Origin of the sequence: Kitasatospora hibisci (assembly GCF_043950205.1) — a bacterium.
In the GTDB taxonomy this organism is placed as follows: Bacteria; Actinomycetota; Actinomycetes; order Streptomycetales; family Streptomycetaceae; genus Kitasatospora; species Kitasatospora hibisci.
The window spans coordinates 6,480,644-6,494,327 of the sequence record NZ_CP171642.1; the positions used below are offsets into that span (position 1 = coordinate 6,480,644).

Below are 13,684 nucleotides of genomic sequence, written 5' to 3' on the forward strand. Positions count from 1 at the left end.
GTGACGGTGGGTGTGCGGACGTGTGCCGGGGGTGCGGGGCGGCGGGGTGCGGGGGCGGTGGGGCGGTGCGGTGCGCAGGAGCGTGTCGTCGGCGTGGCTACGATGGGTGCGCCGGACGGGCTGATCCGTTCGGCCGTCTGCCGCGTACGCCGCCGCAGGCGGGTACCAGGGAGATCGGAGCGGTCGGGAAGGCCATGCTGAACAAATACGCGCGTGCCTTCTTCACACGTGTCCTGACCCCGTTCGCCGCGTTCCTGATCCGGCTGGGTGTGAGCCCGGACGCCGTGACGCTGGTCGGTACGGCCGGTTCGGTGGCCGGCGCGCTGGTGTTCTTCCCGCGCGGGGAGTTCTTCTGGGGCACCGTCACGATCACGCTGTTCATCTTCTCGGACCTGGTGGACGGGAACATGGCGCGGCAGCTGGGCCGGTCCACGAAGTGGGGCGCGTTCCTGGACTCCACGCTCGACCGGGTGGCGGACGCGGCGATCTTCGGCGGCCTGGCCATGTGGTACGCGGGCAAGGGCGACAACAACCTGCTCTGCGCGGTGGCGATCTTCTGCCTGGCGAGCGGCCTGGTGGTGTCCTACACCAAGGCGCGGGCGGAGAGCCAGGGTCTGCCGTGCGACGTGTCGGGGCTGGTCGAGCGGGCCGAGCGGCTGGTGATCAGTCTGGTGGCGGCCGGCGTCGCGGGTCTGCACCAGTTCGGGGTTCCGTACGTGGAGTGGCTGCTGCCGGTCGCGCTGTGGCTGGTGGCCGCGGGCAGTCTGGTGACGGTGTTCCAGCGGATGCTGACGGTGCGCCGGGAGGCGTTCGAGGCCGATCGCGTGGCGGCCGGGAGCTGAAGGGGGCGGGCCTGCGGTGAAGGACCGATTGGTGTACTCGGCGTACGCGCTGGGCTGGGCGGTGCTGAAGCACCTGCCCGAGGCGGCCGCGCGGGGCCTGTTCGACGCGATCGCCGACTTCGCGTGGCGCAAGCGCGGCAAGCGGGTGCTGCAGCTGGAGGCCAATCTGCGGCGGGTGCGCCCGGAGGCGGACGAGGCCGCGCTGCGGGAGCTGTCGCGGGCCGGGATGCGCTCGTACATGCGGTACTGGATGGAGTCCTTCCGGCTGCCGGTGTGGAGCCGGAAGCGGGTGGCCCGGGACGTCCGGGTGGAGGGCTTCGAGGAGCTGCGGGCGGCGATGGAGTCGGGCCGTGGCGCGGTGATAGCGCTTCCGCACATGGGGAACTGGGACCTCGCGGGCGCCTGGGTGGCGCTGGAGGGGTACCCGTTCACCACGGTCGCTGAGCGGCTGAAGCCGGAGGAGCTGTTCGACCGGTTCGTGGCGTTCCGGGAGGGCCTGGGCATGGAGGTGCTGGCGCTCACGGGCGGCGGCGTCAACGTGGTCGGCACCCTGGCGCGGCGGCTGCGGGAGGGGCGGCTGGTCTGCCTGGTCGGCGACCGGGACCTCTCCGAGGCCGGCGTCGAGGTGTCGTTCTTCGGTGAGGCGACCAGGATGCCGGCCGGTCCGGCGGCGCTCTGCCAGCGGACCGGGGCGGCGCTGCTGCCGGTGACGCTCTGGTACGACGGCCCGGTGATGCGGGCGCGGATCCACCCGGAGGTGCCGGTACCGGCGGAGGGCGACCGCGCGGAGAAGACGCGGACGATGGTGCAGGCGATGGCGGAGGTCTGGCAGGCCGGGATCCGCGAGCACCCCGAGGACTGGCACATGCTGCAGCGGTTCTGGCTCGCCGACCTGCCGGCCCGTGCGACGGTGGAGGCACCGGCCGCGCCCCCGGCCGGCCGGCCGGCCGCGGAGACGGCGGGCGGGCCCGCGGTGGAGCCCGCCGCCGAGGCGTCCGGCTCCTGATCCCCGCCCGACCCCGCCCCCGACCTGTCCGAGAGGAACACGAGGAACCCGTGAAGATCGGCATCGTCTGCCCGTACGACTGGGACGTCCCCGGCGGGGTGCAGTTCCACATCCGGGACCTCGCCGAGCACCTGATCGGCCTCGGCCACGAGGTGTCGGTGCTGGCCCCCGCCGAGGACGACGAGGCGCTGCCGCCGTACGTGGTCTCGGCCGGGCGGGCGGTGGCGGTGCCGTACAACGGCTCGGTGGCGCGGCTGAGCTTCGGCATCCTGTCGGCGGCCCGGGTGCGGCGGTGGCTGAACGACGGGCGGTTCGACATCCTGCACGTGCACGAGCCGGCCTCGCCGAGCCTGTCGATGCTGGCGGCGTGGTCGGCGTCGGGACCGATGGTCGGCACCTTCCACACGTCCAACCCGCGCTCGCGGGCGATGATCGCGGCCTCGCCGATCCTCCAGCCCGGCCTGGAGAAGATGCGTGCGCGGATCGCGGTGAGCGAGTACGCGCGGCGGACCTTGGTGGAGCACCTGGGCGGGGACGCGGTGGTGATCCCCAACGGCGTGGACGTGGGCTTCTTCGCCGAGGCGGAGCCGGACGCGCGCTGGACCGGCGGCGCGGCCGCGGGCGAGCCCGGCACGATCGGCTTCATCGGGCGGATCAACGAGCCTCGCAAGGGCCTGCCGACGCTCCTGGCGGCGCTGCCGAGGATCCTGGCTGAGCGGCCGGGCGTGCGGCTGCTGGTGGCCGGCAAGGGCGACGAGGAGGAGGCGGTCGCCGGGCTGGCGCCGGAGGTGCGCCGGCAGGTGGAGTTCCTCGGCATGGTCAGCGACCGGGACAAGGCGCGGCTGCTGCGCAGCGTCGACCTCTACGTGGCGCCGAACACCGGCGGGGAGAGCTTCGGCATCATCCTGGTCGAGGCGATGTCGGCGGGCGCGCCGGTGCTGGCGAGCGACCTCGACGCGTTCAAGCAGGTGCTGGACGGCGGCGACGCCGGGGAGCTGTTCCCGGTGGAGGACGCGGACGCACTGGCGCGGTCGGCGCTGCGGTTGCTGGGGGATCCGGGGCGGCTGGAGGAGCTGCGCAAGGCGGCGTCCCGGCACGTGCGGCGGTTCGACTGGTCGACGGTCGGAGCGGACATCCTGGCGGTCTACGAGACGGTGACGGCGGGTGCGGCGGCGGTGGTCGAGGAGGACGAGCGGGGCAGCCGGCGCGGCCGGTTCGGGCTGGCCCGGGATTGACCGGCGGCCCGCGGCGGTTAGGGTCTCCCGGACCCGTTCCCGAGTGCTGGAGGCCCCGATGCCGCAGATCTCCGTCGACTACTCGCCCGAGCTGGCCGGCTCGTTCGACCGCCGTGAGCTGGGCCTGGCGATCAACCGGCTCGCGGTGAAGACGATCAACGCGAGCCCCGAGGCGTGCAAGACCGTCTTCCGCGAGGTGCAGGACTTCGTGGTGGGCGAGAGCGCGGGCCCGGACTCCCAGGTGTACGTGGAGTTCCAGATCTTCCCCGGCCGCACCGCGGAGGCGAAGGCGGCGCTCACCGAGGCGGTCATGGCGCTGCTGGCGGAGCGGGTCGTCCCCGCGCCCGGCACCCGGCTGTTCACCGCGGTGAACGTCCAGGACATCGACCGGGACAGCTACCGCAGCGCGACCCTCGGCGGCTGACCGGCGGGCACCCGGTAGCGTAGCGCCCCGTGACTACCTGGATCTGGGCCGGCGTGGCCGTGGTGCTGTTCGGCATGTACCTGAGTTGGACGGCCGGCCGGCTGGACCGGTTGCACGCCCGGATCGACGCCGCCCGCGCGGCGCTGGACGCGCAGCTGGTCCGTCGGGCCTCGGTGGCGATGGAGCTGGCGACCTCCTCGCTGCTGGACCCGGCGGCCTCGCTGCTGCTGCTGGACGCGGCGCACGCGGCCCGTCAGGCCGAGGACGACCAGCGCGAGGTGGCGGAGAGCCAGCTGAGCATGGCGCTGCGGGCGGTCTTCGCCGAGCCGGAGCAGGTGGCCGTGCTGACGGCCGAGCCGGGTGGCGAGGAGGCGGTGCGGGACCTCACGGCCGCGGTGCGGCGGGTGCCGATGGCACGCCGGTTCCACAACGACGCGGTGCGCGCGGCCCGGGCGGTGCGCGAGCACCGGCTGGTGCGGTACTTCCGGCTGGCGGGGCGGGCGCCGTTCCCGCTGGCGTTCGAGATGGACGACGCCCCGCCGCCGGCGCTCACGCCCGAGGGCGCCCCGGCCTGAGGCGGGCTTCCGGATGCGCCGGGACGTGTCGCGGCGCGAGTCGGGAAAGTGCGTCCGTATCCGGCCTGTTTGTCGTATCCCGTCGGTCAGCCTGGACTTGGTGGCGCATGGAACGGCCCTTTCTTCCGCCTACCATAGGGCGATAGCACTGGTTCATCTTCGAGTGAGGTCTCACGTGTCCACCACCCCCACCACCGCAGACCAGCCGCAGATCGGTACCGCCCGGGTGAAGCGCGGCATGGCCGAGCAGCTCAAGGGCGGTGTGATCATGGACGTGGTCAACGCCGAGCAGGCCAAGATCGCCGAGGACGCCGGCGCTGTGGCCGTCATGGCCCTGGAGCGGGTTCCGGCCGACATCCGCAAGGACGGCGGTGTCGCTCGCATGTCCGACCCGAACATGATCGAGGAGATCATCGCCGCGGTCTCGATCCCGGTCATGGCCAAGTCCCGGATCGGCCACTTCGTCGAGGCCCAGGTCCTCCAGTCGCTGGGTGTCGACTACATCGACGAGTCCGAGGTGCTGACCCCGGCCGACGAGGTCAACCACTCCGACAAGTGGGCGTTCACCACCCCCTTCGTCTGCGGCGCCACCAACCTGGGCGAGGCCCTGCGCCGCATCGCCGAGGGCGCGGCCATGATCCGCTCCAAGGGTGAGGCCGGCACCGGCAACGTCGTCGAGGCCGTCCGCCACCTGCGCCAGATCAAGAACGAGATCGGCCACCTGCGCGCGCTGGACCACAACGAGCTGTACGCCGCCGCCAAGGAGCTGCGTGCCCCGTACGAGCTGGTCAAGGAGGTAGCCGAGCTCGGCAAGCTGCCGGTCGTGCTGTTCTCCGCCGGTGGCGTGGCCACCCCGGCCGACGCCGCGCTGATGCGCCAGCTGGGTGCCGAGGGCGTCTTCGTCGGCTCCGGCATCTTCAAGTCGGGCGACCCGGCCAAGCGCGCCGCCGCGATCGTGAAGGCCACCACCTTCTTCGACGACCCGAAGATCATCGCGGACGCCTCCCGCAACCTGGGCGAGGCCATGGTCGGCATCAACTGCGACACCCTGCCGGAGACCGAGCGCTACGCCAACCGCGGCTGGTAGCCCCGGCCCGCGTCCGGCGTCGGCCCGCCGTAGCGCCTCGGCGCTCGGCGGGCCGCGCCGCGTACGCCCCCGGGCGGCGGTGCGCCGCCCGCGGCAACGATCACACGACGTACCGATCGAAGAAGGTTTGAGACCGTGAGCACTCCCGTCATCGGCGTTCTGGCCCTGCAGGGCGACGTCCGCGAGCACCTGGTCGCGCTGGCCGAGGCCGACGCGCTCGCCCGCCCGGTGCGCCGCGCCGAGGAACTGGCCGAGGTCGACGCGCTGGTGATCCCCGGCGGGGAGTCCACCACCATGTCCAAGCTGGCGCTGCTGTTCGGCGTGATGGACCCGCTGCGCGAGCGGGTCGCCGCCGGCATGCCGGTGTACGGCACCTGTGCGGGCATGATCATGCTGGCCGACAAGATCCTGGACGGCCGTGACGACCAGGAGACCGTCGGCGGCATCGACATGACCGTGCGCCGCAACGCGTTCGGCCGCCAGAACGAGTCCTTCGAGTCCGGGATCGCCTTCAAGGGCATGGACGACGCGCCGGTGCACGGCGTGTTCATCCGTGCGCCGTGGGTCGAGGCGGTCGGCGCCGGCGTCGAGGTGCTGGCCGAGCTGCCGGCCGCCGACGGTCCCGAGAGCCGGATCGTCGCGGTCCGCCAGGGCAACCTGCTGGCGACCTCGTTCCACCCCGAGCTGACCGGCGACCACCGGGTGCACGGCTACTTCGTGCGGATGGTGGAGGAGCACCTCGCGGCCGCCGCGCGGTAGCGCCTCGCCGCCGCACGCTGACCGTGTGCGCTCACCGGTGGCGACACCGGTAAGATCTCATCTGTTCATTTCCCTTTGGCGACGTAAAGGAGCTGGCGATGTCCGGCCACTCTAAGTGGGCTACCACCAAGCACAAGAAGGCCGTGATCGACGCCAAGCGCGGCAAGCTCTTCGCCAAGATGATCAAGAACATCGAGGTGGCGGCGCGGACCGGCGGACCCGACCCGGCCGGCAACCCGACGCTCTACGACGCCATCCAGAAGGCCAAGAAGAGCTCGGTCCCGATCGACAACATCAACCGCGCCGTCAAGCGCGGTGGCGGTCTGGAGGCCGGCGGCGCCGACTACCAGACCATCATGTACGAGGGCTACGGCCCGAACGGCGTCGCGGTGCTCATCGAGTGCCTCACCGACAACCGCAACCGCGCCGCCTCCGACGTGCGCGTCGCGATGACCCGCAACGGCGGCTCGATGGCCGACCCGGGCTCGGTGTCGTACCTGTTCACCCGCAAGGGTGTCGTGATCGTCCCCAAGGCCGACGGCGTGGACGAGGACAAGCTCTTCGAGGTCGTCCTCGACCAGGAGCCCGAGGAGATCAACGACCTCGGCGAGTCGTTCGAGATCGTCTCCGAGGCCTCCAAGATGGTCGCCGTGCGCACCGCCCTGGTGGACGCCGGCGTCGACTACGACTCGGCCGAGGCCAACTTCCTCCCGAGCATGCAGGTCGAGCTGGACGTCGACGGCGCCCGCAAGATCCTGAAGCTGATCGACGCCCTGGAGGACAGCGACGACGTGCAGAACGTCTTCGCCAACTTCGACATCAGCGACGAGGTCGGTGCCCAGCTCGACGCCGAGTGACCGTTCGCACTCCCCGGCCCGGTGGTCCCCTGGACCGCCGGGCCGGTGTCGTCGGCGGCCGTGTCGTACCCGGGGGGTAGCCTTCGCAGGTCGCCGGGCGTGCGGCGACCCGCCGCGAGCCGAAGGCGCCGGGAGCGGCCCGGGGGCGAGTGCGAGTGACAGAGAGGCGGGGCGTGACGTGCGGGTACTGGGCGTGGACCCGGGGCTGACCAGGTGCGGGGTCGGCGTCGTCGACGGTGCGCCGGGCCGGCCGCTGCGGATGGTCGGCGTCGGCGTGGTGCGCACCCCCGCCGGGGCGGAGATCGGGCAGCGGCTGCTCCTCGTCGAGCAGGGCATGGAGAGCTGGCTCGACGAGCACCGGCCGGACCTGGTCGCCGTCGAGCGGGTGTTCGCCCAGCACAACGTCCGCACCGTGATGGGCACCGCCCAGGCCAGCGCGGTGGCGATGCTCTGCGCCACCCGGCGCGGTATCCCGGTCACCCTGCACACCCCCAGCGAGGTCAAGGCCGCCGTCACCGGCTCGGGCCGGGCCGACAAGGCCCAGGTCACCGCCATGGTGCAGCGGCTGCTGCGGCTGGACGCGCCGCCCAAGCCGGCCGACGCCGCCGACGCGCTGGCGCTGGCCATCTGCCACATCTGGCGCGGGGGTGCGGCCGGCCGGATCGCCGCCGCGGTCGCGAAGGCCGCCCCCGCCGCCGGACCCGGCCGGGCCCCGGCCCGCGCCCCGTACTCCGCCCGAGCCCCCCGAGGAGCCGCCCGATGATCGCCTTCGTCCAGGGCCCGGTGGCCGCCATCGCCGCCGGCACCGTCGTCGTCGAGGTCGGCGGCGTCGGCATGGCCGTCCAGTGCACCCCGACCACCGCGGCCGGCCTGCGGCTCGGCGAGCCCGCCCGGCTGGCGACCTCGCTGGTCGTCCGGGAGGACTCGCTCACCCTGTACGGCTTCGCGGACGACGACGAGCGGGCCGTCTTCGAGATCCTGCAGGCCGCGCCCGGGGTCGGCCCCCGGCTCGCCCAGGCGATGCTCGGCGTGCACAGCCCGGACGAGCTGCGGGCGGCCGTGGCCGCGGGGAACGAGAAGGCCCTGATCGCCGTCCCCGGCATCGGCAAGGCGAAGGCCGCCAAGCTGCTGCTGGAGTACAAGGACAAGCTGGGCGCGCCGCACGGCGGCGTCCCCGCGCAGAAGCCGATCGCCGCCGGGCCCGCGCCGTGGAGCGAGCAGCTGCACTCCGCGCTGGTGGGCCTCGGCTACGCGCCGCGCGAGGCGGACGACGCCGTCGCGGCGGTGACGCCGGAGGCCGAGGCGCAGACCACGACCGACGTGGGCGCGCTGCTGCGGCTCGCCCTGCGCAGCCTCAACCGTTCCCGCTGAAGCCGTCTGGCGACCTGTCACTCTGCCGATATTGGAGCCCGAACCGATGAGCCCGTACGACTCCGACCCGGCCGACCGGCTGGTGACGGCCGCCGCCGACGGCGAGGACCAGGCGGTCGAAGCCGCGCTGCGCCCCAAGCTGCTGGACGAGTTCATCGGCCAGGAGCGGGTCCGCGAGCAGCTGTCCCTGGTGCTCCAGGCGGCCCGCAAGCGCGGCACAGCCCCCGACCACGTGCTGCTGAGCGGCCCGCCGGGGCTCGGCAAGACCACCCTCTCGATGATCATCGCGGCCGAGCTGAACGCGCCGATCCGGATCACCTCCGGCCCGGCGATCCAGCACGCGGGCGACCTCGCGGCGATCCTCTCCTCGCTCACCGAGGGCGAGGTGCTCTTCCTCGACGAGATCCACCGGATGTCCCGGCCCGCCGAGGAGATGCTCTACATGGCGATGGAGGACTTCCGGGTCGACGTGATCGTCGGCAAGGGCCCGGGTGCCACCGCCATCCCGCTGGAGCTGCCGCCGTTCACCCTGGTCGGCGCGACCACGCGGGCCGGCCTGCTGCCGCCGCCGCTGCGCGACCGCTTCGGCTTCACCGGCCACATGGAGTTCTACGCCCCCGCCGAGCTGAAGCGGGTCGTCCACCGCTCGGCCGCGCTGCTGGACGTCGAGATCGACCCGGCCGGGGCCGCGGAGATCGCCGGCCGCTCCCGGGGCACCCCGCGCATCGCCAACCGGCTGCTGCGCCGGGTTCGCGACTTCGCGCAGGTCCGGCACGACGGCGTGGTCACTCCGGAGATCGCCGCCCAGGCGCTGGACGTCTACGAGGTGGACGCGCGCGGGCTGGACCGGCTGGACCGCGCGGTGCTGGACGCGCTGCTGCGGCTGTTCGGCGGCGGCCCGGTCGGCTTGTCGACACTGGCGGTCGCGGTGGGGGAGGAGGCCGAGACCGTGGAGGAGGTCGCCGAGCCGTTCCTGGTCCGCGAGGGCCTGCTCGCCCGTACCCCGCGCGGCCGGATCGCCACCGCGGCGGCGTGGCGGCACCTCGGGCTCACTCCGCCGGTGCAGACCGCTCCGGTCCAGACCACGCGCGGTGCGGTGCCGGCCCAGCCCGACCTCTTCCAGGGCGGTGAGGGCTGAACGGGTGAGCCGGGGGTGAACCGGGCACCCGCCCGCCCCCGTGGAGCCCTCGCGGAGAAGCCGGGGGAGAAGTCCGTGGAGAAGTCCGTGGAGAAGTCCGGGAAAACCGTGCAGGCGGAGGGTCGCCACTTTCGGCGGCAGGATGCGATGCTTGGCGTTGTCCGATCAGTTCGGGGTCGCCTAGACTCCGCCGGACCGCCCCTCTCACCTGACGGGCCGACCAATACCACACAGGCCGCCGGCCCGGCGGCCCGTAAAGGACCCTGGCTGCAGTGAACCTCATCATCCTTCTCCTCCCGATCATCGCGATCGTGCTCATGTTCCGGTCGCAGAAGAAGCGCCAGCAGCAGATGCAGCAGATGCAGACGGCGCTGGAGCCCGGGGCGGGGGTGCGCACCATCGGCGGCCTGTACGCCCAGGTGAAGGCGGTCAACGAGGAGACCGTCGAGCTGGAGATCGCGCCGGGCGTGGTCTCCCACTTCACCAAGAGCGCGATCGCGGCGGTGCTGGACCCGCAGGAGTACGACGCGATCATCAACGGCCGCCCGGCCGACGACGAGCTGCCCGAGCCGGAGGCCGACGTCGAGGCCGAGCCGGCCGACGAGAAGCCGCTCTCGCTCGCCAAGGAAGGCGCCGAGAAGGGCGAGGCCGAGGGCGGCGCTCCCACGAGCAAGTAGTTACCGGCCGGGCACTCGCCCGGCTGCGCGGCGCAGTGCCGCGAGCCCACAGGATCTCATGGGCCCCAGATCCACCATGCCCCCGTCCAGCCACGAGCCGGACGGGGGTCCGGTAGGGGAGGTGGCATGGACAGGGAGAAACGAGCAAGGTGGCAACACCCAAGTCGCGCCCGCGCGACGGTTACCCAGGGCGGGCGCTGGCCCTCATCCTGGTGATCACCGTCGGACTGGTCGCCCTCATGTTCGGGACGGGCAACACCAAGCCCCGCCTCGGGATCGACCTCGCAGGCGGCACCAGTATCACGCTGAGTGCGAAGTCGACCGACCCCAAGGCGATCAACAAGTCCAACATGGACATCGCCACCGGGATCATCGAGCAGCGCGTCAACGGGATGGGTGTCTCCGAGGCGGAGGTCCAGACCCAGGGCGACCGGAACATCATCGTCAACATCCCCAAGGGTGGTGACAAGCAGAGCGCGGTCGACCAGGTCGGCACCACCGCGAAGCTGTACTTCCGCCCCGTCCTCGCCCTCGCCCCGAGTGGCATCCAGGCGCAGGCCCCGGCCCCCTCGGCGAGCGGCAGCGCCACCCCGGACGCGAGCCCCTCCGCGGGTGCCACCGGCTCGGCCTCCGCGAGCGCCTCGGCCCCGGCCGGTACGCCCAGCGCGAGCGCCACCAAGCAGGGCCGCGCGGTCGGCGAGGCCCTCGCCGCCACCCCGTCCGCCACCGCCACCGCCGCGGGCTCGGCCGCCGCCACCCCGTCCGCCACCGCCTCCGGCTCGGCCGCCGCCACCCCGAGTGCGGCCGCCACCCCGGGCGACGGCGCCACCGCGCCGACCGCGCCGGACGTGAGCGCCGCGATGACCTCCGGCACCGTGCCGCCGGAGCTGGCCGCCGCCTTCGCCGGTCTGGACTGCTCCAAGCCCGAGCAGCGCAACCAGAACTACCAGAAGGCCGAGGAGCAGCCGACCGTCGCCTGCACCCAGAAGGACGAGCGCGGCGTCTACTACAAGCTCGCCCTCGGCCCGGTCGCGGTGAAGGGCGCCGACGTCTCCAAGGCGCAGGCCAGCATCGACACCCAGCAGGGCGCCGGCTGGCAGGTCCAGCTCCAGTTCAACGGCAAGGGCACCGACGACTTCACCAAGGTCACCGGCCAGCTGGCCACCCAGGCGGACCCGACCAACCAGTTCGCCATCGTGCTGGACGGCAAGGTCGTCTCGCACCCGTACGTGCGCAGTGCCATCCCCGGCGGCTCGGCCGTGATCTCCGGCAGCTTCACCCAGACCGAGGCGCAGGACCTCGCCAACGTGCTGAGCTTCGGCGCCCTGCCGCTGGAGTTCACCACCGACGACGTCACCACGGTCTCCCCGCAGCTCGGCGGCGACCAGCTGGAGGCCGGTCTGATCGCGGGCGCCATCGGCATGCTGCTGGTGGTCCTCTACTCGCTGGTCTACTACCGCGGCCTCGGCCTGGTCTCGATCGCCGGTCTGATCGTTTCGGCGATCCTGACCTACTCGATCATGAGCCTGCTCGGCGCCGGCATCGGCTTCGCGCTGAACCTGCCGGCCGTCTGCGGCGCCATCGTTGCGATCGGTATCACCGCGGACTCCTTCATCGTGTACTTCGAGCGCATCCGCGACGAGGTCCGCGAGGGCGCTCCGCTGCGCCCGGCGGTCCAGCGGGCCTGGCCGCGGGCCCGGCGCACCATCCTGGTGTCGGACTTCGTGTCCTTCCTCTGTGCCGCGGTGCTCTACCTGGTCTCGGTCGGCAAGGTGCAGGGCTTCGCGTTCACGCTCGGTCTGACCACCGCGCTCGACGTCGTCGTGATCTTCCTGTTCACCAAGCCGCTGATCACGCTGCTGGCCCGGCGGAAGTTCTTCGCCGACGGCCACCCGTGGTCCGGCCTGGACCCGAAGCGCCTGGGCGCCCGCCCGCCGCTGCGCAGCAGCCGTCGCCGTCCCACCTCGTCCGCCGCCGCGAAGGGGGCCTGACACCGTGTCGCGCTTCTCCAATCTGGGCCACCGGCTCTACCAGGGCGAGGTCAGCTTCGACTTCGTCGGGCGCCGCAAGCTCTGGTACAGCATCTCCGGCGTGATCGTGCTGGTCGCGGCGATCGGCCTGGCCATGGGCCTGCACCTGGGCATCGAGTTCAAGGGCGGGCAGGTCTACACCGTCTCCAAGCCGGGGCTGTCCGTCTCCCAGGCACAGGACGCGGCCGACAAGATCGTCTCCTCGCACCCGCTGGTGCAGTCGGTGGACGACGGCAAGAAGATCCGCATCCAGGTCAGCTCCGAGGAGCAGGTCTCCTCCTCGACCTTCACCGACAAGCTGTCCAAGGAGATCGGCGTCCCGGTCGCCGAGATCGACACCCAGGTGATCGGTCCCAGCTGGGGTGAGCAGATCTCCAAGAAGGCACTCACCGGCCTGATCATCTTCATGGTCCTGGTGACGGCCTACCTGGCGATCGCCTTCGAGTGGCGGATGGCGGTGGCCGCCCTGGTCGCCCTCATCCACGACCTCCTGATCACCATCGGGGTCTACGCCCTGGTCGGATTCGAGGTCACCCCCGGTACGGTGATCGGCTTCCTGACCATCCTCGGGTACTCGCTCTACGACACGGTCGTCGTCTTCGACACCGTGAAGGAGAACACCAAGGGGCTCACCAAGCAGAACAAGCTCACCTACAGCGAGGCGGCCAACGCGGGCCTCAACCAGACCCTGGTGCGCTCGCTCAACACCACGGTGGTCGCCCTGCTCCCGGTGGCGGCGCTGCTGTTCATCGGTGGCGGCATCCTGGGTGCCGGCACCCTGAACGACATCTCGCTGGCGCTGTTCATCGGCCTCGCGGCCGGTGCCTACTCCTCGATCTGCGTCGCCACCCCTCTGCTGGCGCAGCTCAAGGAGGAGCAGCCGGACATGAAGGCCCTGGCCAAGCGGGTCGCCCAGCGGCGCGCCGCGGACGCCAAGGCGGCCGCCGAGGGCGGCTCCGGGGCTCCGGCGGGCGAGGAGTTCGCCGACGAGGACCTGCCGGCGGGTATGGTCGGTCAGCGCGGCCGGGCGTCCGGCGCCCGCGCCAAGGGCCGTCCGTCCACCAAGCGCTGAAGCGCGACCGACCCTAAGGACTCCTCGTGACCACCGCCGACATCGCACTGGCCGAGCTGTTGAACAGCCGCATCCGGGACGTCCCGGACTACCCGAAGCCGGGTGTGCTGTTCAAGGACATCGCGCCGCTGCTCGCCGACGCCGAGGCCTTCGCGGCGCTCACCCGGGCGCTCGCCGAGCGGGCGACGGCCCTCGGGGCGACCAAGGTGGTCGGCCTGGAGGCGCGCGGCTTCGTGCTGGCGGCCCCGGCGGCCTTCGCGGCCGGACTCGGCTTCGTGCCGATCCGCAAGCAGGGCAAGCTTCCCGGCGAGGTGTTCCGCCGCTCGTACGAGCTGGAGTACGGCGAGGCCGTGCTGGAGGTGCAGTGCGACGCCTTCGCGCCCGGTGAGCGGGTGCTGGTGGTGGACGACGTGCTGGCCACCGGCGGGACCATCGGGGCCTCGCTGGACCTGGTGAAGGAGGCCGGCGCCGAGCTGGCGGGCGTCGTGGTGCTGATGGAGCTGGGCTTCCTGGACGGGCGCACGCGGCTCTCCGAGCACCTGGGCGGCGCTCCGCTGGAGACGCTGGTCACCCTCTGAGGTCCGCGCAGGACCAGGGTCGAGGGCGGCGGT

General features: G+C 72.4%; 15 protein-coding genes. All 15 read left to right on the forward strand.

Annotated features, from left to right (window positions below; genetic code table 11):
• Window positions 1–194 precede the first annotated feature (194 nt).
• A complete protein-coding gene (gene pgsA / locus ACF9IK_RS28460; protein ID WP_395296934.1) occupies window positions 195–842 on the forward strand; it encodes a phosphatidylinositol phosphate synthase in 648 nt (215 codons plus the stop codon).
• A gap of 16 nt (window positions 843–858) precedes the next feature.
• Window positions 859–1,848, forward strand: a complete 990-nt coding sequence (locus ACF9IK_RS28465; RefSeq protein WP_395296935.1) for a phosphatidylinositol mannoside acyltransferase — start codon at window positions 859–861, stop codon at window positions 1,846–1,848.
• A 50-nt stretch (window positions 1,849–1,898) separates the two neighbouring features.
• A complete protein-coding gene (locus ACF9IK_RS28470) occupies window positions 1,899–3,083 on the forward strand; it encodes a glycosyltransferase family 4 protein (RefSeq protein WP_395296936.1) in 1,185 nt (394 codons plus the stop codon).
• A 58-nt stretch (window positions 3,084–3,141) separates the two neighbouring features.
• Complete coding sequence (locus tag ACF9IK_RS28475; RefSeq protein ID WP_395296937.1) at window positions 3,142–3,507, forward strand: 5-carboxymethyl-2-hydroxymuconate Delta-isomerase; 366 nt, start codon at window positions 3,142–3,144, stop codon at window positions 3,505–3,507.
• Window positions 3,508–3,536: 29 nt separating this feature from the next.
• Window positions 3,537–4,082 (forward strand): hypothetical protein, encoded by a 546-nt coding sequence (locus tag ACF9IK_RS28480; RefSeq protein WP_380234149.1) that lies wholly within the window; start codon window positions 3,537–3,539, stop codon window positions 4,080–4,082.
• A 175-nt stretch (window positions 4,083–4,257) separates the two neighbouring features.
• Entirely contained in the window at window positions 4,258–5,169 is a 912-nt protein-coding gene (gene pdxS, locus ACF9IK_RS28485; protein ID WP_031072591.1) for a pyridoxal 5'-phosphate synthase lyase subunit PdxS, read from the forward strand.
• A gap of 135 nt (window positions 5,170–5,304) precedes the next feature.
• Entirely contained in the window at window positions 5,305–5,928 is a 624-nt protein-coding gene (pdxT, locus tag ACF9IK_RS28490; protein WP_395296938.1) for a pyridoxal 5'-phosphate synthase glutaminase subunit PdxT, read from the forward strand.
• 98 nt (window positions 5,929–6,026) lie between these two features.
• On the forward strand, window positions 6,027–6,785 hold the full coding sequence (locus tag ACF9IK_RS28495; protein ID WP_313762932.1) for a YebC/PmpR family DNA-binding transcriptional regulator: 759 nt from the start codon (window positions 6,027–6,029) through the stop codon (window positions 6,783–6,785).
• Between the two features lie 178 nt (window positions 6,786–6,963).
• Window positions 6,964–7,548: a crossover junction endodeoxyribonuclease RuvC gene (gene ruvC, locus ACF9IK_RS28500; RefSeq protein ID WP_395296939.1), complete on the forward strand. Its 585-nt coding sequence runs from the start codon at window positions 6,964–6,966 to the stop codon at window positions 7,546–7,548.
• Window positions 7,545–8,156: a Holliday junction branch migration protein RuvA gene (ruvA, locus tag ACF9IK_RS28505; protein WP_395296940.1), complete on the forward strand. Its 612-nt coding sequence runs from the start codon at window positions 7,545–7,547 to the stop codon at window positions 8,154–8,156. The genes ruvC and ruvA overlap by 4 nt, the downstream gene beginning before the upstream one ends.
• A 46-nt stretch (window positions 8,157–8,202) precedes the next feature.
• Window positions 8,203–9,294, forward strand: a complete 1,092-nt coding sequence (gene ruvB, locus ACF9IK_RS28510) for a Holliday junction branch migration DNA helicase RuvB (RefSeq protein ID WP_395296941.1) — start codon at window positions 8,203–8,205, stop codon at window positions 9,292–9,294.
• A gap of 272 nt (window positions 9,295–9,566) precedes the next feature.
• Window positions 9,567–9,971, forward strand: coding sequence for a preprotein translocase subunit YajC (gene yajC / locus ACF9IK_RS28515; RefSeq protein ID WP_395296942.1), 405 nt, complete (start codon window positions 9,567–9,569; stop codon window positions 9,969–9,971).
• Between the two features lie 149 nt (window positions 9,972–10,120).
• The gene (gene secD, locus ACF9IK_RS28520) at window positions 10,121–11,962 is read left to right on the forward strand and encodes a protein translocase subunit SecD (protein WP_395296943.1); all 1,842 of its coding nucleotides are present in this window, start codon (window positions 10,121–10,123) and stop codon (window positions 11,960–11,962) included.
• A 4-nt stretch (window positions 11,963–11,966) separates the two neighbouring features.
• Window positions 11,967–13,073 carry a protein translocase subunit SecF gene (gene secF, locus ACF9IK_RS28525; RefSeq protein ID WP_395296944.1) on the forward strand — a complete coding sequence of 369 codons (1,107 nt, stop codon included), beginning with the start codon at window positions 11,967–11,969 and terminating at the stop codon, window positions 13,071–13,073.
• Between the two features lie 26 nt (window positions 13,074–13,099).
• The gene (locus ACF9IK_RS28530; RefSeq protein WP_395296945.1) at window positions 13,100–13,651 is read left to right on the forward strand and encodes an adenine phosphoribosyltransferase; all 552 of its coding nucleotides are present in this window, start codon (window positions 13,100–13,102) and stop codon (window positions 13,649–13,651) included.
• Window positions 13,652–13,684: the final 33 nt, after the last annotated feature.